General features: G+C 69.8%; 22 protein-coding genes and 1 tRNA gene. 13 read left to right on the top strand and 10 right to left on the bottom strand.

Annotated features, from left to right (window positions below):
- Positions 1-91 precede the first annotated feature (91 nt).
- Both K1T34_RS19500 and K1T34_RS19495 read left to right on the top strand, forming a co-directional pair.
- A complete protein-coding gene (locus K1T34_RS19500) occupies positions 92-562 on the top strand; it encodes an Lrp/AsnC family transcriptional regulator (protein WP_220245668.1) in 471 nt (156 codons plus the stop codon).
- A 272-nt stretch (positions 563-834) separates the two neighbouring features.
- The gene (locus K1T34_RS19495) at positions 835-1,239 is read left to right on the top strand and encodes an SsgA family sporulation/cell division regulator (RefSeq protein ID WP_220245667.1); all 405 of its coding nucleotides are present in this window, start codon (positions 835-837) and stop codon (positions 1,237-1,239) included.
- 197 nt (positions 1,240-1,436) lie between these two features.
- Here K1T34_RS19495 and K1T34_RS19490 read toward each other — a convergent pair whose 3' ends face one another.
- Entirely contained in the window at positions 1,437-2,540 is a 1,104-nt protein-coding gene (locus K1T34_RS19490; protein ID WP_220245666.1) for a S1 family peptidase, read from the bottom strand.
- A gap of 447 nt (positions 2,541-2,987) precedes the next feature.
- On the opposite strand from K1T34_RS19490, the gene K1T34_RS19485 reads away from it, so the two are divergent.
- The 4 genes from K1T34_RS19485 to K1T34_RS19470 all read left to right on the top strand — a co-directional run bounded on the left by K1T34_RS19485 (position 2,988) and on the right by K1T34_RS19470 (position 8,081).
- Positions 2,988-5,867, top strand: a complete 2,880-nt coding sequence (locus tag K1T34_RS19485; RefSeq protein WP_220245665.1) for an AAA family ATPase — start codon at positions 2,988-2,990, stop codon at positions 5,865-5,867.
- A 12-nt stretch (positions 5,868-5,879) separates the two neighbouring features.
- Positions 5,880-6,389, top strand: coding sequence for an O-acetyl-ADP-ribose deacetylase (locus K1T34_RS19480; RefSeq protein ID WP_220245664.1), 510 nt, complete (start codon positions 5,880-5,882; stop codon positions 6,387-6,389).
- A 734-nt stretch (positions 6,390-7,123) separates the two neighbouring features.
- The gene (locus K1T34_RS19475) at positions 7,124-7,729 is read left to right on the top strand and encodes a DUF1345 domain-containing protein (protein WP_255638774.1); all 606 of its coding nucleotides are present in this window, start codon (positions 7,124-7,126) and stop codon (positions 7,727-7,729) included.
- A gap of 40 nt (positions 7,730-7,769) precedes the next feature.
- Positions 7,770-8,081 carry an antibiotic biosynthesis monooxygenase gene (locus tag K1T34_RS19470; RefSeq protein ID WP_220245663.1) on the top strand — a complete coding sequence of 104 codons (312 nt, stop codon included), beginning with the start codon at positions 7,770-7,772 and terminating at the stop codon, positions 8,079-8,081.
- A gap of 44 nt (positions 8,082-8,125) precedes the next feature.
- Here K1T34_RS19470 and K1T34_RS19465 read toward each other — a convergent pair whose 3' ends face one another.
- The 4 genes from K1T34_RS19465 to K1T34_RS19450 form a co-directional block, all read right to left on the bottom strand.
- Positions 8,126-8,848, bottom strand: a complete 723-nt coding sequence (locus K1T34_RS19465; protein ID WP_220245662.1) for a G1 family glutamic endopeptidase — start codon at positions 8,846-8,848, stop codon at positions 8,126-8,128.
- Positions 8,849-9,094: 246 nt separating this feature from the next.
- The gene (locus K1T34_RS19460; protein ID WP_220245661.1) at positions 9,095-10,147 is read right to left on the bottom strand and encodes an ABC transporter substrate-binding protein; all 1,053 of its coding nucleotides are present in this window, start codon (positions 10,145-10,147) and stop codon (positions 9,095-9,097) included.
- The gene (locus K1T34_RS19455) at positions 10,147-11,028 is read right to left on the bottom strand and encodes an ABC transporter permease (RefSeq protein ID WP_220245660.1); all 882 of its coding nucleotides are present in this window, start codon (positions 11,026-11,028) and stop codon (positions 10,147-10,149) included. Before K1T34_RS19455 ends, K1T34_RS19460 begins: the two co-directional genes overlap by 1 nt.
- Positions 11,018-11,824, bottom strand: a complete 807-nt coding sequence (locus K1T34_RS19450; protein ID WP_220245659.1) for an ABC transporter ATP-binding protein — start codon at positions 11,822-11,824, stop codon at positions 11,018-11,020. Before K1T34_RS19450 ends, K1T34_RS19455 begins: the two co-directional genes overlap by 11 nt.
- A gap of 181 nt (positions 11,825-12,005) precedes the next feature.
- On the opposite strand from K1T34_RS19450, the gene K1T34_RS19445 reads away from it, so the two are divergent.
- Together K1T34_RS19445 and K1T34_RS19440 are read left to right on the top strand one after the other, a co-directional pair.
- The gene (locus K1T34_RS19445; protein WP_220247292.1) at positions 12,006-13,589 is read left to right on the top strand and encodes a sensor histidine kinase; all 1,584 of its coding nucleotides are present in this window, start codon (positions 12,006-12,008) and stop codon (positions 13,587-13,589) included.
- Positions 13,586-14,242, top strand: coding sequence for a response regulator (locus K1T34_RS19440; protein WP_220245658.1), 657 nt, complete (start codon positions 13,586-13,588; stop codon positions 14,240-14,242). Before K1T34_RS19445 ends, K1T34_RS19440 begins: the two co-directional genes overlap by 4 nt.
- A gap of 27 nt (positions 14,243-14,269) precedes the next feature.
- Here the strand turns inward: K1T34_RS19440 and K1T34_RS19435 are convergent, their stop codons facing one another.
- Positions 14,270-14,953 (bottom strand): hypothetical protein, encoded by a 684-nt coding sequence (locus tag K1T34_RS19435; protein ID WP_220245657.1) that lies wholly within the window; start codon positions 14,951-14,953, stop codon positions 14,270-14,272.
- 138 nt (positions 14,954-15,091) lie between these two features.
- On the bottom strand, positions 15,092-15,925 hold the full coding sequence (locus K1T34_RS19430) for an SDR family oxidoreductase (RefSeq protein ID WP_220247291.1): 834 nt from the start codon (positions 15,923-15,925) through the stop codon (positions 15,092-15,094).
- A 68-nt stretch (positions 15,926-15,993) separates the two neighbouring features.
- On the opposite strand from K1T34_RS19430, the gene K1T34_RS19425 reads away from it, so the two are divergent.
- Together K1T34_RS19425 and K1T34_RS19420 are read left to right on the top strand one after the other, a co-directional pair.
- Positions 15,994-16,746 (top strand): serine protease, encoded by a 753-nt coding sequence (locus K1T34_RS19425; RefSeq protein WP_220245656.1) that lies wholly within the window; start codon positions 15,994-15,996, stop codon positions 16,744-16,746.
- A 25-nt stretch (positions 16,747-16,771) separates the two neighbouring features.
- Complete coding sequence (locus K1T34_RS19420; RefSeq protein WP_220245655.1) at positions 16,772-16,999, top strand: RNA-binding S4 domain-containing protein; 228 nt, start codon at positions 16,772-16,774, stop codon at positions 16,997-16,999.
- On the opposite strand, the gene K1T34_RS19415 is transcribed toward K1T34_RS19420, so the two are convergent.
- Positions 16,996-17,937: an Ldh family oxidoreductase gene (locus tag K1T34_RS19415; protein WP_220245654.1), complete on the bottom strand. Its 942-nt coding sequence runs from the start codon at positions 17,935-17,937 to the stop codon at positions 16,996-16,998. The two genes, K1T34_RS19420 and K1T34_RS19415, sit on opposite strands and share 4 nt — an antisense overlap.
- A 92-nt stretch (positions 17,938-18,029) precedes the next feature.
- On the opposite strand from K1T34_RS19415, the gene K1T34_RS19410 reads away from it, so the two are divergent.
- Both K1T34_RS19410 and K1T34_RS19405 read left to right on the top strand, forming a co-directional pair.
- Positions 18,030-18,311, top strand: coding sequence for a DUF2277 domain-containing protein (locus K1T34_RS19410; RefSeq protein WP_220245653.1), 282 nt, complete (start codon positions 18,030-18,032; stop codon positions 18,309-18,311).
- Positions 18,312-18,437: 126 nt separating this feature from the next.
- Positions 18,438-19,496, top strand: a complete 1,059-nt coding sequence (locus K1T34_RS19405; RefSeq protein WP_220245652.1) for an alpha/beta fold hydrolase — start codon at positions 18,438-18,440, stop codon at positions 19,494-19,496.
- Here the strand turns inward: K1T34_RS19405 and K1T34_RS19400 are convergent.
- Positions 19,467-19,551 (bottom strand) — tRNA-Ser (locus K1T34_RS19400). The genes K1T34_RS19405 and K1T34_RS19400 overlap by 30 nt on opposite strands.
- Positions 19,515-20,045 carry a MarR family winged helix-turn-helix transcriptional regulator gene (locus K1T34_RS19395; RefSeq protein WP_220245651.1) on the bottom strand — a complete coding sequence of 177 codons (531 nt, stop codon included), beginning with the start codon at positions 20,043-20,045 and terminating at the stop codon, positions 19,515-19,517. Before K1T34_RS19395 ends, K1T34_RS19400 begins: the two co-directional genes overlap by 37 nt.
- 575 nt (positions 20,046-20,620) lie before the next feature.
- On the opposite strand from K1T34_RS19395, the gene K1T34_RS19390 reads away from it, so the two are divergent.
- The gene (locus K1T34_RS19390) at positions 20,621-21,553 is read left to right on the top strand and encodes a neutral zinc metallopeptidase (protein WP_220245650.1); all 933 of its coding nucleotides are present in this window, start codon (positions 20,621-20,623) and stop codon (positions 21,551-21,553) included.
- The last annotated feature ends 32 nt before the right edge of the window (positions 21,554-21,585 follow it).

Genomic DNA, 21,585 nt, shown 5'->3' with positions numbered 1-21,585 from the left:
ATAGGAGGTATTGGGCGAACCCGTTCTTGATCAGTGGGTGAGCCTCGGTAAAGACGAAGCGTCGAGTCGGTGCACCCGGTTAGCCTGAAGCGTGCTCACTCCCGACCTCGACCGGCTGGACCTCGCCATCCTCGCCTGCCTGCAGGCCGACTCGCGCACAATCGCCGAGGTCATCGGCGCGAAGGTGGGCCTCTCGGCCGCCGCCGTGCAGCGCCGCATCAAGCGCCTGCGCGAGACGGGCGTGATCGAGAAGGAGGTCGCCGTGCTGTCCCCCGGCGCCCTCGGGCTGTCGATGACGTTCGTCGTCATGGTGGAGATGGAGCGGGAGAATCTGGCCGTGCTGGACGCGTTCCGCCGGCAGGTGCTGGGCGACGACTGCGTGCAGCAGTGTTACTACGTCACGGGCACGGCGGATTTCGTGTTGATCGTGACCTGCCCCGACATGGCGGGGTTCGAGGCATTCACGCGGCGGATGTTCTTCGACAACCCCAACGTCCGGCACTTCACCACGAGCGTGGCCATGGACCGGGTGAAGGTCGGGCTCACGCTTCCACTGGACTGAACCCCACGGAAAGCACCGGAAAAGCCACGGTCTACATCGGACCGTGACACTTCCGTGACCCTGCACGAAAGTCCCCCACCCCCTGCCCTCCCGGGTGACGGATGGTCAGCGGTCGAACGCAAGGGGTATGTGGTCCGTGTTACGCCATTGAGGACGGATGCAGCCGATCGCGTGAATGGCGGGAAACCGGCGTCACGAGAGCCGAAGCTGATCATCTCCTTGCCGACCAGTTCGCAGGGCGCGAACCACCGGAGGAAACCCCAGGAGCAGCCGTGCACACCGACGCCGTACACCAGACCCAGTTCGTGTTGCTGAACGAGAGCACCACGCCGGTGCTGTCCCGCTTGTCCTACCACTGCGCGGAGCCGTTCGCGGTCACCGTGGCGTTCCGGACCGAGCGCGGCCGGTGGATCGAGTGGACGTTCGCACGTGACCTGCTCGTGACCGGGCTCGAGGAGCCATCCGGGCTGGGCGACGTGCGCATCCGCCCCGACCTGTCCCAGGATCCGGCGATGCTCACACTGGAGATCGAGTCACCCGACGGGTACGCGTCGTTCGAGCTGGAGCGCGAGGACGTCGAGACGTTCCTGGAGTCCTCCTACGAACTGGTTCCACTCGGCACCGAGAGCGAAAACTTCGACATCGACGGGCTGATCGAGGAGATCAGCAACGTCTGACCCCTGAGACTGCCGATCCCGCGGCGGACTGGGCCGATCGTTACCAGTCCGACCACAGTCACGGCCGAATGGCTTCGTAGCAACGGTTACGTGCCGGGTGGGGTTCGGCCTACTTTTGGCCGGACTAGTAACAGGAGAAGGGCGGCTCGAGTGCTCTGGAGGCACTCGATCCGCCCTTCTTCTGTTCGCGGGGGAAATCAGCCGCGCACGAGCGTCGTGCCGGTTGCCGACAGGGCGCTGACGATCGGGTAGAAGTACGTGTTCACGGTGTCACCGCCGGAAAGCAGGCCCTGCGCCTGGTTGCCGGAGATGAACGAGCCGCCCGAGTCGCCGTGGTCGGAGCGGGCGTTGGTGAGCACCATGCCGCTGACTGTGCCCTCGGGGTAGCGCACGGTCTGGTTCTTGGCGCGGATCGTGCCGCAGGTCCAGCCCGTGGTGGAGCCCGACTTGCAGACGGACGCGCCCACGGCCGCAGCCGTCGAGCCCGTCACGCGGGTGCCGTTGTTGATCTGGCCGACCGGGGTCCAGTTGCTGTTGACCCGTGCGTACGCGTAGTCGCTGCCCGGGAAACGGTAGGTGGAGAACGAGCCCATGGACACCCGGTTGTAGCCGGTCAGCGGGCCCGCACCGGTGAGCGCGGCGCAGTGGCCGGCCGTGAGGAAGCCGCCGTTCACGGAGAAGCCGACGGAGCAGCGCGACGAACCGCCGATGTAGTACGCGTCACCGCCGAGCACGTTGTAGTGCAGCTGCGGCTTGGCGGCGGTCTCCGTGACCTCCAGCGCGGAAGTGTCCACACCGGACTGGCGGGCGAACTTCTCCGCCGCCGCCCGCTGTCCCTTGAGGACGGTGATCGTCACTCGGTTCGACGCCGGGTCCACGCCCCACGCCGTGACCGACTGCGGCGCGGTCTTCTCACCCGCGTTGAGCTTGGCCACGCTGGAGTCGAGCTGACGCTCGCTGAAGCGCACGACCTGCGCCTCCGCGCCCGCCGCGCGCACCTTCTCCACGAGCGAAGCGTCGGTCACGCCGACGCGCGCCTTGCCCGTGGCCGCGTCGTAGCTCGCGCCGCCGAAGCTGTCGCCGAGCGCGGTTTCCAGCGCCTGGCCCACCTTCGTTGCGGAGTCCTCGGCGGCGAGCCGGGCGATGGCCTGGTCGTGGGTGAGACCGAGGTCGCGCTGCATCGCCGGCACCATGTCGGGGTTCAACAAGGTGGCACCCGCGACCGGGCTCGTGACCGCGGCCATCGTGCCCGCCGTCGCGGCGGCGACGGCGGCGATACCGAGGAATCTGATGATCTTCATGCTTCCTCCCTCGTGATTACGCGCGGCACCGGTGCGGCCACGCGGCGCATCCCTTCCCCCGGGATGAGAGCGTGCAGCGTGGTCCAGTCCACTGCAATAAGGGCTCGGCGCGGATAGGTATACGCAATCCCCTTGGCCGAACGTCCTGCTCCAGACGCCGTATCGGCACCATTTTCTCTCGCGGCACCGTCCATAAGTAGGGATTCCGGCAACTACTTTGCGTAGCTCTTTCAGCGGCCGGAACGTGTTATGCGCCCCTGGAACGAGGGGATGCCCGAAGTTTCGTACGCATGGTGATCCTGCGCCGAAGATCCGTCTGCCAACCGGTGACGCTGTGTACGCAGACGTGTGAGCCGGGTGCCGAGACGCAGGTCGTCGGCTGGTTTACGGGTGGCTGAACGCTGCTTAGGCTCCCGACGAAACGGACAAGCGTGCAGGGAGGTCGACATGTCGCAGGCCGTCCCCCGTCCGACGTCGGTCACCGTGCGCACCGGGCCGACGGCTTTCGCGGGCCGGGACCAGGAGCTCACCGCGATGGCCGAGGTACTCACCCACCGACCGGCCGCCGTGCTCGTGGAGGGTGAACCGGGGATGGGCCGCTCGCGCCTGCTGGCCGAGCTGGCGCGACGGCCCGAGTTCTCCGATGGCCGCGTGCTGCGTGGGATTTGCCAGCCGTTGCGCGAGCCGTTCCCCTACGGGCCGGTGCTGGAGGCGTTGCACGCGGTGGGCGAGCGTCCGCTGGGACCGCTGAGCCCCGTGGCCGGCGTGCTGCGGCCGCTGCTGCCGGAGCTGGCCGACCGGCTGCCGCCGACGCCCGAGCCGTTGGACGACCCGAACGCGCAGCGGCACCGCGTGTTCCGCGCCGTGCGGGAGCTGTTTGTCGCTTGTGGACCGACGATCCTGCTGGTCGACGACCTGCAGTGGGCCGACGAGGGCACGTGCGACCTGATGCGGTTCCTCGCCGTCGACCTGCCGCCCGAGCTGGCCGTGGTGGCCGCTTATCGCACGGGCGCGCAGCCGTGGCCGGGGCCGTTGGGCGCGCCGGTGCGGGCGGCGCCGAGTGTCCACACGGCACGCGTCGCGCTCGGGCCGCTCGACGTCGCGGCGGTGCGGGCGATGGCTGTGCACGTGCTTGAGCTGCCGCGCGTGACTGACGAGTTCGCGGCGAAGCTGCACGAGTGCACGGGTGGGATCCCGTTCGTGGTCGAGGAAACGTTGCGGGCCTTACGGAACGTGCCGTTGCCGGCCGGCGAGGGACTGTCGGACCGGCTGCTGGAGAACCTGGAGGTGCCGGCGCCGTTGCGGGAGTCCGTGACGGAGCGGCTGGCCGCGTTGCCCGCGGAGGCGGCGCAGCTGACGCGGGCCGCGGCGGTGCTGGCGGTGCCCGCGGAGCCGGCGACTCTGGCCGAGGTGGCGGGGCTCGGTGAGGAGTCGCTGCGGGCGGCGCTGCTGGCCGCGTTGGCCGGGGGTTTGGTGGCTGAGCTGGGTGAGAACCGGTACGGCTTCCGGCATCCACTGGTGCGCAAGGCCGTGTACGACACGGTGAGCGGCCCGGAGCGCACCTTGCTGCACACGGAATCGATGCGGGTGCTGGGTTCGTTGCCGTCGCCGCCCTCGTTGTTGCTGGCTCAGCACGCTTATGCGGCCGGGCGCACGGAGAAATGGCTTCGTTACGCGGAGGCGGCGGCCGACGAGGCCATCGTCCACGGCGAGACCTCGCGCGCGATCGACCTGTTGCAGGCCGTGCTGCCGGCCTCTGACGACGCCGGACGGCTCGCCACGAAGCTGAGCCAGGTGGCGCTGCGCGGCTTTCGCCCGGACGTGATCGAGACGTTGGAACGCGTGCTGGAGGACCGGCCGCTGCCGCCGACCGTGCGCGGGACGATCCGGCTGTCGCTCGGCATGCTGCTGGTGCGCACGATCGGACGGCTGGAACGCGGGCGCGAGGAGGTGGAGCGTGCCGTCGCCGAGCTCGTGGACCGGCCGGAGCTGGCCGCGCGCGGCATCAACCTGCTGGCGCAACCCATCGACGGGCTCACTCCCCTTTCGTGGCACGAAGGCTGGATGCGGCGGGCGCGGGAAGTCCATTCCGGACTGCCGGACCCGGAGCTGCGGCTGGCGCTGACCGTCGACCGGATCACCAACGCTTCGCACATCGGCGACGGTTCGGCGTGGGCGGAGTTCGAGGCGCTGCCGGACGTCGGCGACAGCGTGGCCGAGCGCGTGCAGCTCGCGCGGCTGTGGTGCAACCTGGCCGACGCGCAGTCGTGGGCCGGGCGCCTCGACCGGGCCACCCGGCTCGTCGAGGAGGGCGCGCGGCGCGCTTCGGACGCGGGGGCGCTGTACGCGATCGGCCTGATCCAGGGCACACACGCGCGGCTGGCGTGGTTCCGCGGCGAGTGGGACGGGCTCGCGGAGACGGCGGAGGACGTGCGCTCGCGGTACCCGGAGCTGGGGCCGATCGTGATGGAGACTTCGCTGGTGCTCGGCGGTTTGGCGGCGGTTCGGGGCGAATTCGCTGTGGCTACTGAACATTTGGCGCGCGCGTCGGTTCCCGCTGACGGACCGATCCCCGTGGTGCTTTCGGCCGCTTCGGTGCAGATCGGGATCCTGTTGGCGGGCGAGGACGTGGCGGGTGCCGTCGCCGTCGCCGACGTCGCCGTCGATGCGGCGCGACGCAAGGGCGTCTGGGTGTGGGCGGCGTCCCTGGTGCCCGCGGCGGCCGAGGCATTCGCGCGCGCGGGCCGCTGGTCGGACGCCGACGCGTTCGTCGAGGAGTTCGCGCGCGGCATCACCGGCCGCGACGCACCCCTGGCCGTGGCCGCGTTGTCCGCGGGCCGCGCGGTGTTGACGGGCGCCCGCGGCAAACACCTGGCCGCGGCCGCGGGCTTCGACGCGGCGGCCGCCGCATACGCACGCCTGCCGATGCCGTACCTGGCGACGTCGATGGTCGAGCGCGCCGCCTGCCTGCGCCTGCTGGCGGGCCAACGCCCGGCCGTCGACGCGCTGTCCGCCGCGGCCCGCGCGTACGAACGCCTCGGCGCCACGCGCGACGCCGGCCGCTGCCACCACCTGCTCCGCGAGCACGGCGCGTGGGCCCCTTCGCAACGCGGCCGCCGCGGCTACGGCCGCGAGCTGTCCCCGCGCGAACGCGAGGTCGCCCGCATGCTCGCCGAAGGCCGGACGAACCGCGAGATCGCCGACGGCCTGTTTTTGTCGCCGCGCACGGTGGAGCAACACGTGGCGAAGGTGCTGCGCAAGCTGGGGGCACGGGGGCGGGCGGACGTCGGCCGCCACCTTCCGTCGGGAGATGCGGCGGTTTCGTGACAGGGTGCTTGGATGGCACCCATCGAACTGGCCCTCGGCGACCTCACCGAACAACACGTCGACGCCATCGTCAACGCCGCCAACTCCTCGCTCCTCGGCGGCGGCGGAGTCGACGGCGCCATCCACCGCAAGGGCGGCCCCGAGATCCTGGCCGAGTGCCGTGCGTTGCGCGCCGGCCACTACGGGAAGGGGCTCCGCACAGGTCGGGCCGTGGCCACTACCGCGGGCCGGCTGCCTGCCCGTTGGGTTATCCACACGGTGGGGCCGGTGTGGTCTTCTTCGGAAGACCGGTCCTCCCTGCTGGTGGACTGCCACCGCAACTCGCTCGCGGTGGCCGCTTCCCTCGGCGCTCGGACGGTCGCGTTTCCGGCGATCTCGACGGGCGTGTATCGGTGGCCGCTCGAGGATGCGGCGCGGATCGCGGTGTCGACGGTTCGGGATGCGGATACGTCGGCGTTCGATTTTGTGCGGTTTGTGTTGTTTGATCAGCGGGCGTATGACGCGTTCGCGGCGGTGCTGTAGTCCGTATCCGGCGCGCCGCGGTGTGGTGGTCGCCGGTCGGCGCCGGCCCTACCCCAGTCCTTGCCGACACAGCGCAGGGCTCCCAAGGCGCCCGGTTCGACCCGCGGACGTATGACGCGTTTGCGGCGGTGCCGTAGGTCGTACCCGGCGCGCCGGTACATGTGCGCTGCCGCCGGTCAGGTGCCGGCGCTTTTGCCCGCCTCCGGCCGCCCGACACACAGCCCCCGCCCTCCCTTGGGGGGCGTCCCCAAGCCAAGTCTATCGGCGGGGTACGACAAAAAACCCAAGTCCGCAGTCAGGGGCCTCAGTTGTCCACAACTCGGCATGGTTGTGGACAACCGAGCGACCGGCCGGACTTCGCGCAGCAGCAGGGAAGTGCCGGCGGCGTGGGTGTCCCGGAGTCGCGCGGGATGGGCCCGCCCGAGTGAAAGCTCGGAATCGCGAGAAATTCGTCGCGGGATGCCGCGGAAGCGGGCCGTGGACCGCGGCGGGCAACGGTTGAAGCCGCTTCGGCAGGTAGCCGTGAAGCGGAGAGCTCGGCGGCAGACTCCAGCCGCTCCGTCGTGACGGAACGAGCGAGATACCCAATCAAGCCAAACACCCCACCCCACCACCACGTGCTGCACCACACCCCCCACCGCCTTACCGTGACGCACGTGAACTCAGGTGAAGCCGGCGCCCTGCCGGCATGGCGGAGGGCGACCGCCGGGGAGACGCGGTGGCCGGCGGCCGGGGTGGTGGTGGGGACGCTCGCGTTGCAGTTGGCGTTGCCGGACAGGGTGGTGTTGAGGCCGTGGTGGCTGTTGCCCGCGGTGTCGGTGCTGTTGCTCGTCGCGTTGTTGTTGATCAATCCCGGGCGGATGGGCGAGTTCAGCAGGGTCGAGCGGATCGTGTCGTTGGTGCTGCTGGCGCTGGTGAGCGCGACCACGGCGGCGTCGGCGGTGCGGCTGGTGCTGGGGATCGTGCAGGGGTCGTTCAGCGGGCACGCGCCGCAGGTGCTGGTGAGTGGCGCGATCGTGTACTGGACGAACATCGTCGTCTTCTCGCTCTGGTACTGGGAGTTCGACCGCGGCGGACCGGCGCGTCGGGCGAAGGGGCGGGCGGAGTTCCCCGACCTGCAGTTCCCTCAGATGGACAGCCCCGAGCTCACCAGCGAGGACTGGGAGCCGCGCTACGCCGACTACCTGTACCTCTCCTTCACCAACTCCACGGCTTTCAGTCCCACCGACGTCATGCCGCTGCGGATCTGGGCGAAGCTGACGATGATGGTGCAGGCCGGGGTGTCGCTGCTGCTCGCGGTGATGGTGTTCGCGTGGGCGGTCGGAGCGCTGCAGGGATAAGCATTCGCGCGACACGGGCCCAACCAGGTATACACCGAGCATGCCCGAACCCCCGTACTACGCGGTGATCTTCACGTCCCGCCGCACCGAAGGCGACCACGGCTACGCCGAGCGCACCGCCCGGATGTCGGCGCTCGCGGCGGAGCAGGACGGGTACCTCGGCGAGGAGTCGGCGCGCGACGAGTCGGGCCTCGGGATCACGGTGTCGTACTGGCGGGACGAGGAGGCCATCGCCGGCTGGCGCAAGAACCTCGAGCACACCGAGAGCCGCCGACGGGGCCGCGCGGAGTGGTACGAGGAGTTCGAAGTGCGGGTGGCGCGCGTCGAGCGGTCGTACGGCTTCACGCGCTGACGTCCGGTCCGCGAAGCACCGAGCCCCGCGGACCGGACCGAACGTCAGTGCCGCGTCATCGTGAAGCTCTGGCCGTCCGAGCCGATGGCGCCCGGGCTGAAGGTGGCGGAGCCGCGGTCGTCCGCGTCGAGGCCTTCGGGGCTGGTCGACGCGAGGCTCTGCCCGTTGAACTTCACGCCGCTGAACGAGATCCCGCCCGAGATCGTCGGGTACGAGTCCGTCGGCGACTCGATGATCGCCTCGGCCGAGGAGTGCTTGGAGGTCAAGGTCTTGCTGATCGTCTTCGACCAGCCCTTGGTGGTGTCGCTGATGTCCAGCTTGTAGGTGTTCGTCCCGGTGCGCGTGACCGTTGCGGCGATGTGGTCACCGGCGCTGACCGGGGCGGACGAGGACGAGTAGTACACCGGCGCCGCCGGGTACATCTCGTACCAGGCCTGGTAGACGGGGCGGCCGCTGGAGCAGTCCGTGGCCACGCCCGTCTGCTCCACAGTGGACGATCCGTCACCGTCGATGCCGACCCACGGAGCGAACAGGTCGTTGCTGGACCGGCAGGTCACCGACGGTTCCGTCCAGCTCGCGGTCGCGGTCGTGAAGCTGCCGAAGCTCACGTAGCCGCCCCAGTTGCCGCCCGAGAAGCTCTGGCCGTGGAACGAGCCGAACGACGGCGTGCTGACCGTGGCGACGCCGGCCGCGGCCGCGATGCTCGCCGCGGCGGCCGCCGTGACGGCCAGCACCCGCGCGGTCCGTGAGGAGAGGAGGGAGTTCATGCGGATCCAATCTGATCACCGATGGGGACTCGGGGTGTTACAGGCGGTGCGCACCGGTAACAAGTGTTGGATCCGCGTGAGCAGGTGGGTAGCTACTTTCGAAGGGTATTCACATCTCGGGAAAACTTCACCAATATGTCCCGAATTTCCCTTCTGTACGCCGAAGTCCGTGACGGCCGCCCCGGGAAGGCGAGGCGGCCGCCACGGTGTGTCCGTCCTCCGCGCGGAAGGACGGACACGGGTGGACTACCGCGCCGAGCGCGTGAGCGCGGCGTCCACGAACTGGGTGGTGTAGGTCTTCGAGAGGTCGATCTGGTCCTTCTTCGGCTTCACGTTGCTCGACGACGCGCCGAGCACGTTGAGCACGTTCCGCGCCCCGGCCGGATCCATGCGGCCGTCGGCAGTGAACATCGGGAGACTGTCCTTGAGGGACTTCACGTACAACGCCTTGTCCCCGCCCGCGAACGACGGCGGCATCACGTCGGCGACCTGCTCCGCCGTGTGGTTCTTCAACCACCGCAACGAATCCACGTACGCGTTGGCCAGCTTCTGCACGATGTCCGGGTAGCGCTTCACGATCTCGCAGCTCATGTAGAGCGAGCTGGCCGGGTACAGCCCGCCGAGCGCGGCGCGCGTGCCCTCGACCGTGCGCATGTCGTAGAGGATCTTGGCCTGGCCGGTGTTGGTGAGCTGCGCGATCGTCGGGTCCGTGGTCATGCCCGCGTCGATGGAACCCTGCTGCATGGCGGAAATGAACGTCTGGCCGGCGCCGACCTTCACCGGCGTGTAGTCCTTGCCGTCCACTCCGCCGCGGCTCGCGAGCGCCTTGGTGAGGAAGTCCGTGGACGAACCCAGCGACGTCACGCCGAGGTTCTTGCCGCGGAAGTCCTTTCCGGACTGGATCTCCGGCGCCTTGGCGGACGCGACCATCTCGGCCTCACCCGGAACGTTCGAGAACTGCACCACGCTCGTGAGGCACTGCTCCTTGGCCTGGAGGTCGATCGTGTGGTCGTAGAACCCGACCACGGCCTGCACCTCACCGGCCAGCAGCGACGTCTCCGCATTCGCGCCCGACGGTTGGTCGAACAGCTCGACGTCGAGGCCCTGCTTCTCGTATTCGCCGAGCTGCTGGGCGAGCTGACCTGGGAGGTAGATGACCTTGGAGATGCCGCCGATCATGATCTTCAGGTGCGGCTTCCCGCCGTTGCCGAGGTCGATCTGGCGCGAGTCACGGCAGGCCGTGACGCCGGCGAGGGTGAGCAGAGCGGCGCCGACCGCGAGTGTCCTTTTCAGACGCATCAGATGTCCCGACGTCCGTCGTCCGCGGCCATCTGCGGCCGCCAACTCAGCAGTCGGTTTTCCGCGGTGCCGATCAGCCACTCCGCGAACAGTGCGACCACCGTGATGATCAGCATCCCGGCGTAGACACCCGCGGTGTCGAACGTGCCCTGCGCGTTGGAGATCAGGAAACCCATACCCGCCTTGGCACCCGTGTACTCACCGACCACTGCGCCGATCAGCGCGAACCCGAACGCTACGTGCAGCGACGACAGGATCCACGACGTCGCGCTCGGCAGCACGATCGACTTCAGCACCTGCCACCGGGTCGCGCCCAGGATGCGGGCATTGTCGATCAGGTTGCGGTCCACCTCGCGAGCACCGGTGAAGGCATTGAAGAACACCGCGAAGAACACCAGGATGAACACGGTCGCGATCTTCGACGAGAGCCCGAGCCCGAACCAGATCACGAACAACGCGGCGAGCACAATGCGCGGCAAAGCGTTGGCGGCCTTGATGAACGGGGCGAGCACCTCCGCGAGATAACGGCTGCGCCCCAGCACCACACCGCAGAGCACACCGGCGATCGCGCCGAGCACGAAGCCAATCACGGCTTCCTCGACCGTCACCAAGATCTGGTACCAGATGGACCCGAAGTCGGTCCCGGTCGTGAACCACTCCACGATCCGTTCCCAGATCTTCGAGGGCATCGAGTAGAAGAACGGGTCGATCCAGTAGCGGCCGGCGACCTCCCAGCTGCCGAGCCACACCACGACGATCGCCAGCCGCAGCAGCCACACGTTCCGCTTGCGCCGCCCGGCGGACCGCTTGGCCTTGGCGAGCACGTCCTCTTCGGTTTCGAGCACCGGCACCGACAGTGCCGCGGTGGTGTCAAGCGACACTGGTCGCCCCCTTCTGGCGGGCCTTGTCGACCTCGCCGCGCAGCGATTCCCAGATGTCGGAGTAGATCGAGCGGAACTCTTCGGTGAGGCGCAGGTCCTCGACCTTGCGTGGACGTTCCAGCGGGATCTCGAAGACGTCCTTCACCGTCGCCGGGCTCGTGGTCAGAACCACGACCTTGTCGGCGAGCGCGATGGCCTCGTCGAGGTCGTGCGTCACGAAGATCACGGCGGCGCCGGAACCGGACCACAAGCGCAGCAGCTCGTCCTGCATGAGGGCGCGGGTCTGCACGTCGAGCGCGGAGAACGGCTCGTCCATCAGCAGGATCTTCGGGTCGGTGACCAGCGTCTGCGCCAGGGCGACGCGCTTGCGCATGCCGCCGGAAAGCTGGTGGGGGTAGTACTTCTCGAAGCCTTCGAGCCCCACGCGGCCGATCCAGTCACGGGCCTTCTCGCGAGCGTCCGCTTTGGACACTCCGCGGAAGCGCGGGCCGGACGCGACGTTATCCAGCACCGAACGCCACGGCATCACGGCGTCGGTCTGGAACATGTAGCCCACACCGTCCGGAATGGACTTCACCTCGGCGCCGTTCACGCGGACGCTGCCGGCCGAGGCCGGCTGCAGGCCGCTGACCAGGGACAACGTGGTCGACTTGCCGCAGCCGGTGGGACCGACGACCGCGACGAACTCGCCCGGCTGCACGGTCATGGTCAGGTCGCGGACCGCGGTGTGCACGGACCCGGAGCCGCTGGGGAACCTCTTGGTCGCGTGCTCGAGTTCGATGAGGGGTGGCGCCATCGTGGTGACTCCTTCGTCACGGTGGGGACTGCGACGGAGGTTAAGAGCGCATCAAGAGCCCGGGAAGCTTGTCGACGTTCTGCGTGCGCTCTGCTCGTTCTCCACGTTTTGCTCATTTCGCGCACGGCCCTGAGCTGGGGGTATGTTGCCTGGCATGCCGAAGTGGGCGTTGTTCGAACGCATGCGGTTCACCCGCCAGGTCCTGCTGTTGCAGATCGGGGTGGTGGTGCTGGTGGTGGGGCTCGGCGTCGCTCTCGTGAGCTGGCAGCTGCGGTCGACGTTGACGGAGCAATACGGCGAGCGCGCCCTGGCGGTCGCGAAGTCGGTGGCGGTGGACCCCGTGGTGGTGGAGGGTGCGGCGGCGCGGCGGCAAGGTGGGGTGCTGGAGGCGCACGCGGCCGCGGTGTCGAAGGTCAATGGCGCGCTGTTCGTGGTGGTCACGGACGACCGCGGCATCCGCCTCGCACACCCGACGCCGACCGAGATCGGCGACAAGGTCAGTACCTCGGCAGCGGAAGCGCTGGCGGGCAACGATGTCATCAGCGAGTTCGACGGCGGCACGCTCGGGCCTTCCGTGCGGAGCAAGACGCCGATCTGGCAAGGGAAACGAGTGGTCGGCGAGGTCAGCGTCGGCTACCAGGTCGGCAAGCTGACCGAGGACTTCGACCGGCTGCTGCTGATCACGCTTCCTTTCGCGGCGGGCGCGCTGCTGCTCGGCGCCGGCGCGTCCGCACTGCTCAACCGCCGGCTGCGCCGCGTGACCCACGGCCTCGAACCGCACGAGCTGACCGAGCTGCTCTACGAACGCGAAGCCGTGCTGCACGGGATCGGCGAGGGGATGCTGGCCGTCGACGGGTCACGCCGGGTGTCGGTGCGCAACGACGAAGCCGAGCGGCTGCTCGGGATCGACCTGCCGGTGGGGGCCACTTTGGACGAGCTGGAGCTGTCGCCGCGGGTGCGCAAGGCCGTGGCCGACGGGCAGCCCGTGGACAATCTCCTTGCGGTGGCGGGAAACCGCGTGCTGGTGATGAACTCCCGCGCGGTGCAGCGAGAGGACCGGGCGCTTGGCACCGTGCTGACGTTCCGCGACCGCACCGACCTCGACACGCTCAGCCGCGAGCTCGACGGCATCCGCTCGCTGTCCGACGGCCTGCGCGCGCAGCGGCACGAGTTCGCGAACCGGCTGCACACGTTGTCGGGGCTGTTGCAGCTCGGGCACCACGCAGAGGCTGAGGAGTACCTGCAGACGCTGACCGAGACGACGTCCGCGCGCTCGGCTCCGCTGGGTGGAGACGCGGTGCGCGACCCGTACCTGCAGGCGTTGCTGGTGGCGAAATCCGAGCAGGGGCTGGAAAAGGGCGTGGAGCTGAAGCTGGCGGACGACTCGTTCGTGCGCGGCTCGGTGACCGACCCCGTCGCGACCGGGACCGTGATCGGCAACCTCGTGGACAACGCCCTGCACGCCGCCCGCATGGGTCCGCGCCGGCCGGCGACGGTGGAGGTCGGGCTGTTCGCGGAGGGCTCGGCGCTGCACGTGTCCGTTGTGGACAGCGGGCTCGGCGTGCCGGAGCCGTTGCGTGACACACTCTTCGACGAAGGCGTCTCGACGAAACTCACGCCCGGCCACGGGCTGGGGCTCGCCCTCGCGCGGCAGGCGGCCCGCGTTCGCGGCGGGGACGTCTGGCTCGCCGACGCCGGCGGCGAGGCGGCGGGCGCGTTGTTCGTCGCGAAACTCCCTGATCTGCTGGTGGAGGCTCGCTCATGATCCGCACGCTCATCGTCGACGACGACTTCCGGGTGGCGGGCGTCCACGCAGGGTTCGTGGCGGAGGTGCCGGGCTTCACTGTCGCTGGCATCGCGCACACCGCCGCGGAGGCGCGCGCCCGCGTGCGCGAACTGACGCCGGACCTCGTGCTGCTCGACGTCTACCTGCCCGACGAGCCCGGCCTCTCCGTGCTGCCGGACCTCGCGACGGACACCATCGTCCTCTCCGCCGCGACCGACGCGGCGTCCATCACCGCCGCCATCCGCGCCGGCGCCCTGAACTACCTGATCAAGCCCTTCACGACGCGTCAGCTGGCCGAGCGGCTCACCGCGTACGCCCGCTTCCGCACCCAGGTGACCACCGACCGCCCCTTCACCCAGGACGACGTCGACCGCGCCTACCGGGCACTGCACGACCAGGACCGCGCGACCACCCCGAAGGGCCAGTCCAGCGCGACGGCCCGCCTCGTGTCGGAGCAGCTGCGGACGTCGGGCGCTCCGCTGTCGGCAGCGGAGATCGCTGGCGAGCTGGGCATGGCGCGCGCCACGGCCCAGCGCTACCTCACCGCCCTGGCCGACTCGGGCGCGGTGGAAATGCGCCTGCGCTACGGGGCGACCGGACGCCCGGAACACGAGTACGTCTGGATCGGCTGACCCTGGCCGGACTCAAAGAACCGCTGGTCAGCGACGTGACATTCGGTCCGCCAAGTCGATCCACGGCTGCCACTGCGACATGTACTCGTCGAACTGCGTGGCGGCCGGTGACTTGGCTGGAGTGGACTTCGTGTCGGAGCGGAGGTCGTCGTCGTCCGGGGTGGAGGTGGGGCGGTGGTCGGAACCGCCGGCGGAGGTGCGGGGGGTGGTGGGGCGGCTGGCAACGTGCTGCTTCGCGGGCGTGGCGGCCTTGTGGTCGGGGACCGGGACGTACACGGTCACCGGGGCGGCCGGGGGCGCGGCGGGGGCGACAGGCGTCGAGGCGGGGGCTGGAAGCGGAGCGGCCGGGGCGACAAGCTCGCGCTGGTCGGCCGGCACGGCGACGTCATCGGTGGTGGTGCGGCCGGTGAAGGAGCCCGAGAAGAGACCGCCGGCGAACCAGCCGAGGGCGAGCAGGGCCAAAGCGGCGGTGCCGGCGACCCATCCGCGCGTGCGGCGGCGGGCGACGACGCGCGGGCGCGGCGCGAGAAACGCGAGCACCGTGGCGCTGGCCCCGTCGCCGGCGATGGGCAGGAGGGCGGGCACCACGGGGATCGGCTGGGTGTCCTCCGGACTGCGGCGCCCGCGCGGCACGCTCGCCGCGAGGATGCCGGTGCGGTCGAGCAGCTCATCGGCGGGCGAGGTGGCGCGTCGCTCGGCGGTGCGCGGCATGGAAGGTACCTCCGGGGTACGGGCACTCGGATGGACGTCAGCATTCTGGTGCATTTCCGACGGGTTTGTCAGAAAGGCAACTCCATTGGGTGACGGTGACTTTCCGGGGCAACCGAACTCCCGCACGTCGGACGCGATTCAGTTCTTCCCCATCCGTTTGAAGCCGAGCCGCGCCATAGTCGCGAGCGGCCGCTGATACGCCGACCCGAGCAATCGCGGGATGGCGTCGATGACGTACGCGTCGGGTCCGATGAGGATCCTGGCGGACCGCCGTTCCACCCCGCGGATGATCGTTTCGGCGGCTTTCTTCGGTGTGGTCAGCGCAATTTTCTCGAAGCCCGCCGCCGCGGCCTCCTGATCGCCGTCGTTGCCGCCGCGCGCGTGGCGGGCGATGTTGGTCTTGATGCCGCCCGGGTGCACGCAGCTCACGGCCACCGGATGACGCGCCGCGAGCATTTCTTCGCGCAACGCCTCGGTGAATCCGCGAACGGCGAACTTGGCCGCGTTGTAAGCACTCTGAGTGGGCACTCCGACGAATCCGAACACGCTCGAAATGTTCACGAGGTGTCCATCGCCGGAGCCGATGAGGTGCGGCAGGAACGCCTTGGTCCCGTTCACGACGCCGCCGAGGTTGATCCCCATCAGCCAGTCGTAGTCCTCGAACGTCATGTCCTCCACCGTGGCGCCCAGCGCGACGCCGGCGTTGTTGACCACGACGTTGACGCGGCCGAACGCACTGGCCACCTCGTCCGCGTGCACAAGTACGGCGGCGCGGTCGGAGACGTCGAGCGAGTAACCCCGTACGTCCGCACCCTGCGCCTTCGCCGCCTCGACCGTGCTCTCCAGGCCCTCGGCGTCCACATCGGACAGTGCCAGCCGCGCGCCGCGCAGGCCCAGCCCGAGCGCGAGCGCGCGGCCGATGCCCGAGCCCGCTCCGGTGATGACCGCGACCTTGTCGGTGAACTCCTTCATCGCCGCTCCCCTCGTCCGGTGCTCCAGGTTTTGGATACTAGTGGCGGGAGCGATCTTCGGGAGGATGGATGCGGCGGGCACGGGTGGTGCTCGCGCTGGGCGCGGTGGTGGTGCTCGGCGCGACGGGGACCGTCGTGGCCGTCGCCGGACACCGTGCGTCACCAGCGCAAACGGCTTCACAGCCCGACACCGCGGCCGTCGGCGCGCTGTTCCTCAACGGCTCCCACTACTGCACCGCGAGCGTCGTCCACAGCGACCGCGGCGACGAGCTGCTCACCGCCGCCCACTGCCTCCACGACCGCGCGGGCGGCACGTACTTCACCGGCGTCACCTTCGCGCCCGGCTTCCACGACGGCGTCGCTCCGTTCGGCTTCTGGGATGTCGGCGACGAGCTCGTGGCGCAGGGCTGGGCCGACGACTCCGACCCGGACCTCGACGTCGGCTTCGCCACCGCCCACCAGGCCGGCGCGAGTGGACCGCTCGAGACCGTGACGGGCGCGAACCGCCTCGGCGCGAACGGTCCGTTCGCGCGATCCGTGACGGTCACCGGCTACCCCGACGGCTCCGACGTCCCCGCCGTCTGCAGCACGACGACGTCGAAGGAGGACACGTTCCAGCTGCGCGTGGACTGCCCAGGCTTCGCCACCGGCACCAGCGGCGGCCCGTTCGTGGTCGACGCCCACCCGCGCACGAAGCTCGGCACCGTCGTCGGCGTGATCGGCGGCTTTGAGACCGGCGGCGATACCGACGACGTGTCGTACTCCAGCTACTTCGACGACGACGTCACCGCGCTGTACCGGCAAGCCACCTCGCGCCCATGAGCGCCGATGGCGGATGATGCGGCGTATGAGCGAGCCCGTGCGTGACGTGCCCATCACCGGCGAACCGATCCGGCTCGGCCAGTTCCTGAAGCTGGCCGGTCTCGCCGAGGACGGCGGCCACGCCAAGGACCTCATCGAGAACGAAGAGGTCACCGTGAACGACGAGGTCGAGACCCGCCGCGGCCGCCAGCTCTCCGACGGCGACGTGGTGGCCGTCGGTGGCGACCGCGGACGGGTGGCGCTCGCGCGCTAACCCATGCTGGTCAGCGGCGGTAGCCCCAACCCGAGCGCCAGCGAATCGAGCTGACGCCGCACCGGGGCGCTGAGGGGCACGCCCAGCGCCCGGCATTGTTCGAGGTACTGGGCTTCGCGCCAGCCCGGGTAGCGGATCGGCGTGCCGCCTTCCCAGCCGAGCATGCTGCCGAACAAGGCGCTGGCCGCGCGGTAGAAGCCGTCGGCGCTGCGCAGCGTGGTGGGTGCGATGGCGAGCACGAGCAGGCCCGTGTCGTTCTCGTGGTCGGCGACGCCGGAGAGCACGCCCGCCAGCACGTCCACGAGCAACGCGAAGCCCGCGAACTGCGGGTTGCGCGAGGCGTCGCCCAGGTCGACGTCGAGGACGAACTCCGGGTATGCGCCGGCGGGCGCGGCCATGCCGAGCGGGTGGCCGGCACCGACCTCGCCGGCGGCCATCACCAGGCCGATCATCCCGTGGGGCAACGCGCGCGCCGCGTGGTGCCCGACGCGACCGAACGGCCCGACGCCCCGCATCGAAATCAGCCCGACGCCGAAGCGCCCGGCCCGCGTGACGGCGCGGTCCATCGCGTCGCCGACGGCCCACAGGCCGGTGGCGCGCCGGTAGTCGATGAGCGCGGCGGCACCGCGGTCGGCGATCAGCAACGGCTCGGCGCGCGCCGCGACCTCACCGTTTTCCAAAGCGGGCAGGTGAATTCGCAGCAGCTCCACGACGCCGGTGTCGGGCGAACCCGTGAGATCGCCGTGGCACAAGGCTTCCGAGGCCATGCGCGCACGATCGTCGGGAAAATCATGTGCCACAAGGATCAGGGAAACGAGCGTGACCAGTTCATCGGCGGGCACGCGCTGCCAGACCTGTTCGGGAATCGGTGTGTCTTCAGGGACTTCTTGAGCGACGGCGGAGCGGGCGGGACGCAGCGAACGTGGTCTGAGGGGCACTTCATCGAGACTGCCCAAGCGCGTCTGGCGGCGTCAACGAGGATGGCCCGACAGTGTGATGAGGGCTCCCGAAGGGACGTACCCTGTCACGCATGTGCCGAAACATCACGACGCTGCGCGGGCTCCAACCGTCCGCGACAACCGAAGAGATCGAAGCGGCAGCACGCCAGTACGTCCGCAAGGTGACCGGCGTGCAGTCGCTTTCGGACGCCACGCGCGACCCGTTCGAGGCGGCGGTGGCGGAAATCGCGGCGATCACCGCGCGGTTGCTGGACGAGCTCCCGGACCGCCGTCAGCCCCCGGCGACCGTGCCGCCGCTGCGCCGGCCGGAAGTGCGGGCGCGGATGGCGTTGAAGGAACTGAAGAAGCCCTGACGCAGCCTGGGAACGAGTCAGGCGTTCGAGGCGCGACCTGGGGGTCCGCCGGAGTGACAGGTTCAGGGTCGGGCTCGGGGACGTTCCCGATCCGCGCCGACCGGCTGTCTCCCTAGCGTCGGCGGCATGCGTAAAAGATCCCTGATCGCCGTTTTCACCGCCGCGCTGTGCTTGCTCGGCTCCGTCCCCGCGACGGCCGCGCCGCGGCTGCACCTGCCCGCGCCGAGCGGGCGTCACGCCGTCGGCACGCAGGACCGCTACCTCGTGGACCGGACGCGCGAAGACCCGTGGACCGGCGGGCCGCGCGAGCTGATGATCACGCTCACCTATCCGGCGCTGCCCGGCGGCCGGCCGGCGCCGTACCTGCCGGACGGCATCGCCGCGGCCGTGAACGCGCAGGCCCACGCCGCCCTCGGCGCCGGCCCGTTCGACTTCGGCTTCACGACGCCCGCCCGCGCGGGCGCGCCGATGCTGCCCGGCCGGCACCCGGTGCTCCTCTACTCCCCCGGCGCGCAGAGCTCGCGCCTGCTCGGCACCGTGCTGGTCGAGCAGCTGGCCAGTGAGGGTTACGTCGTCGTCAGCCTCGACCACACGCACGACGCGCTCGCGGTGGACCTGCCCGGCGGACGCGTCGAACCGAGCACACTGCCGCCTTCATCGGAAGCCGTGAACCGGAAGCTCATCGCCACCCGCGTGGCCGACGTGGAGTTCGTGCTGGACCGGCTGGGGCTCGACCGCGTCGGCATGTTCGGCCACTCCGCCGGCGGGTTCACCGCGGCCGAGGTCATGGCCAACGACCCGCGCGTGGTGGCCGGCGCGAACCTCGACGGCAGCATGGTCTTCAACGCGGCCGAGGGCCGGTTCGGCCGAGCCGCGACCGAGGGGCTGGACCGGCCGTTCCTGCTGATGAGCGCGGGTGACCACAGCAGCGCGACCGATCCGTCTTGGGCTTCGTTCGTCAGCCATCAGCGGGGGCCGCTCGTCGACCTCCACGAGCCGGCGGGCGAGCACGGCTCGTTCACGGACTACCAGGCGTGGCTGCCGCAGCTCGGCGCCGACCCGGCGAAGGTGCGCGCCGTGATCGGCGACGTAGACCCGGAGACCATGCTGCGCAAGGAAAAAGCCGCCCTCAGCGGCTTTTTCGACGAGCACTTGCGGAAGCGGAGGGATTTGAACCCCCGGTAGGTTTCCCTACGGACGCTTTCAAGGCGTCTGCATTCGGCCGCTCTGCCACGCTTCCCTGTCGGTCAGGGTATCGCGCCGGTTGTCCAGGTCGTCCAGGTGTTCGAGGACGCGGCCGAACACCGCGCCGACCGTGGACTGTTCCTCCGGGGTGAGCAGGTCGATGAGGTGCTCGCGGGCGCCGCGCACGTGGGTCGGCGCGGCGGCGTCGAGCAGGGCCTGGCCGGCGCCGGTGAGCTCGGTGATGACGCCGCGCTTGTCGTCCGGGTCGGGGCAGCGCCGGACGAGGCCGCCGACCTCCAGCTTGCTGATCTGGTGCGACAGGCGGCTCTTCGTGGAGCCCAGCTGGTAGGCGAGCTCGGACATCCGGACGCGCTTGTCGGGGTAGATGGCGAGGCAGACGAGCACCTCGTAGTCGGCGAGCGAAACCCCGTGGGCCTCGGTGAGCTCGCGATGCAGGCGCTGGCGCAGCCGGAGCGAGGCGACGATGTACATCTGCCACGCGTGCTGCTCGACGCCGGTCAGCCAGCGCACGGCCTGCTCGTCGGTCATCGCAAAAGGGTAGAAGGCGGGCCGACGCGCTGCGCGTCCCGGCACCAGGTCGAGACCCAACCGAGGAGTCAGGTGAAAAACTCGGGAAGCTTCCCCCGAAGGTGGGTTACGAAACGGTTGAGACTTGAGCCGAAAAAGCGCATCCTTCTTGTCAACGGATGGGCTGATCAGGTATCAGGCGGGCCGTCAGGGCACCGTCGGACCGACCTCCCACCGGGAAGGCCAGGTGGTTGCATGGCAGGTGATTCCCGCGGTTGACCGCCCGCTGTGTCCCCGCGGCCGGCACGGCCTGAATACGGACCGGTCGCGACTGTGAACAGCACGAGTGGGCATCTACGGTGCGCTCGGCATTCTTCTCGCGCATCCGGCGTCGATCTGGCGTTGTTCTCTCCTCGCGGCCTCGGCACCGCGACGGCTCCGCCGGACGCCGGCCCGGCCGGTGGCCAACCGCCGTCAACAGAAGAACCTCGGTAGTTCCTGGGTGCGGTCCGCAGCGCATGGGCCGCACCCAGGCTTGTATCCGGGGTACGGCCCGCAGGACGGCTTGTGTCCGGCTCGCCCGTTACGCTGCCGCTGTGCAATTCGACGACGACGCGGGGCTGGACACCTCGGAGGTCCAGGACCTCCGCGGCAGCGGTGGTGGCGGCGGTGGCATCGGCGGCCGCGTGGCGATCGGGGGTGGCGGGATCGGGGTGGTGGGCCTGATCATCTACTTCCTGATCTCGCAGTTCGGCGGGGCGAGCCTCGGAACCAACAGCGCGTCGAGCGGACTGGGCCTCGACAACGTCGGGTCCGGCCAGCAACTGGAGAGCACCACGCTCTCGCAGAAGTGCCACACCGGCGCGGACGCGAACCGCGACCACGACTGCGCGATCGTCGCGATCATCAACTCCGTGCAGGACTACTGGTCGCAGGAGTTCGCGCGCAGCGGCCAGACCTACCGCAAGGCGCCGACGCGCTTCTTCACCGGCGGCGTGCGCACGGGCTGCGGCAGCGCGACGTCGGACACGGGCCCGTTCTACTGCCCGGCCGACTCCGACGTATACATCGACCTCTCGTTCTTCGACGAGCTCAAGACCCGCTTCGGCGCGCAGGGCGGGCTGTTCACGGAGGCGTACGTGCTGGCCCACGAATACGGCCACCACGTCCAGAACCTCACCGGCACCTCCAAGCGCGGCACCGGCACCGGGCCGACGTCGGGCTCCGTCCGGCTGGAGCTGCAGGCCGACTGCTACGCCGGCGTCTGGGCCAACCACGCCTCGACGACACCGACGGAATCCGGTAAGCCGCTGGTGCAGAACATCACTCAGGACGACATCGCCAGCGCCCTCGACACGGCGTCGCGCATCGGCGACGACTACATCCAGACGAAGCTCGGCAGCGGGCAGGCGGACCCGTCGAGCTTCACCCACGGCACGTCGGCGCAGCGGGAGAAGTGGTTCACCACCGGCTTCACCTCAGGGCAGCCGGCGCGCTGCAACACGTTCAGCACCAACAACCTGGGCTGACCCGCGCAAAACAAGGAAGGGCACCTTGAGGG

The sequence above is a fragment of the Amycolatopsis sp. DSM 110486 genome (assembly GCF_019468465.1).
GTDB lineage: Bacteria > Actinomycetota > Actinomycetes > Mycobacteriales > Pseudonocardiaceae > Amycolatopsis.
The sequence above is the reverse complement of the archived record's forward strand: the minus strand, read 5'-3'. Positions and strand labels throughout refer to the sequence as shown.

Bases quoted from the DNA above. Each gene is read 5' to 3' on its own strand.
- K1T34_RS19490 (WP_220245666.1), bottom strand. From the start codon at position 2,540: ATGAAGATCATCAGATTCCTCGGTATCGCCGCCGTCGCCGCCGCGACG.
- K1T34_RS19485 (WP_220245665.1), top strand. From the start codon at position 2,988: ATGTCGCAGGCCGTCCCCCGTCCGACGTCGGTCACCGTGCGCACCGGG.
- K1T34_RS19480 (WP_220245664.1), top strand. From the start codon at position 5,880: ATGGCACCCATCGAACTGGCCCTCGGCGACCTCACCGAACAACACGTC.
- K1T34_RS19470 (WP_220245663.1), top strand. From the start codon at position 7,770: ATGCCCGAACCCCCGTACTACGCGGTGATCTTCACGTCCCGCCGCACC.
- K1T34_RS19465 (WP_220245662.1), bottom strand. From the start codon at position 8,848: ATGAACTCCCTCCTCTCCTCACGGACCGCGCGGGTGCTGGCCGTCACG.
- K1T34_RS19460 (WP_220245661.1), bottom strand. From the start codon at position 10,147: ATGCGTCTGAAAAGGACACTCGCGGTCGGCGCCGCTCTGCTCACCCTC.
- K1T34_RS19450 (WP_220245659.1), bottom strand. From the start codon at position 11,824: ATGGCGCCACCCCTCATCGAACTCGAGCACGCGACCAAGAGGTTCCCC.
- K1T34_RS19445 (WP_220247292.1), top strand. From the start codon at position 12,006: ATGCGGTTCACCCGCCAGGTCCTGCTGTTGCAGATCGGGGTGGTGGTG.
- K1T34_RS19440 (WP_220245658.1), top strand. From the start codon at position 13,586: ATGATCCGCACGCTCATCGTCGACGACGACTTCCGGGTGGCGGGCGTC.
- K1T34_RS19435 (WP_220245657.1), bottom strand. From the start codon at position 14,953: ATGCCGCGCACCGCCGAGCGACGCGCCACCTCGCCCGCCGATGAGCTG.
- K1T34_RS19430 (WP_220247291.1), bottom strand. From the start codon at position 15,925: ATGAAGGAGTTCACCGACAAGGTCGCGGTCATCACCGGAGCGGGCTCG.
- K1T34_RS19425 (WP_220245656.1), top strand. From the start codon at position 15,994: ATGCGGCGGGCACGGGTGGTGCTCGCGCTGGGCGCGGTGGTGGTGCTC.
- K1T34_RS19420 (WP_220245655.1), top strand. From the start codon at position 16,772: ATGAGCGAGCCCGTGCGTGACGTGCCCATCACCGGCGAACCGATCCGG.
- K1T34_RS19410 (WP_220245653.1), top strand. From the start codon at position 18,030: ATGTGCCGAAACATCACGACGCTGCGCGGGCTCCAACCGTCCGCGACA.
- K1T34_RS19405 (WP_220245652.1), top strand. From the start codon at position 18,438: ATGCGTAAAAGATCCCTGATCGCCGTTTTCACCGCCGCGCTGTGCTTG.
- K1T34_RS19395 (WP_220245651.1), bottom strand. From the start codon at position 20,045: ATGACCGACGAGCAGGCCGTGCGCTGGCTGACCGGCGTCGAGCAGCAC.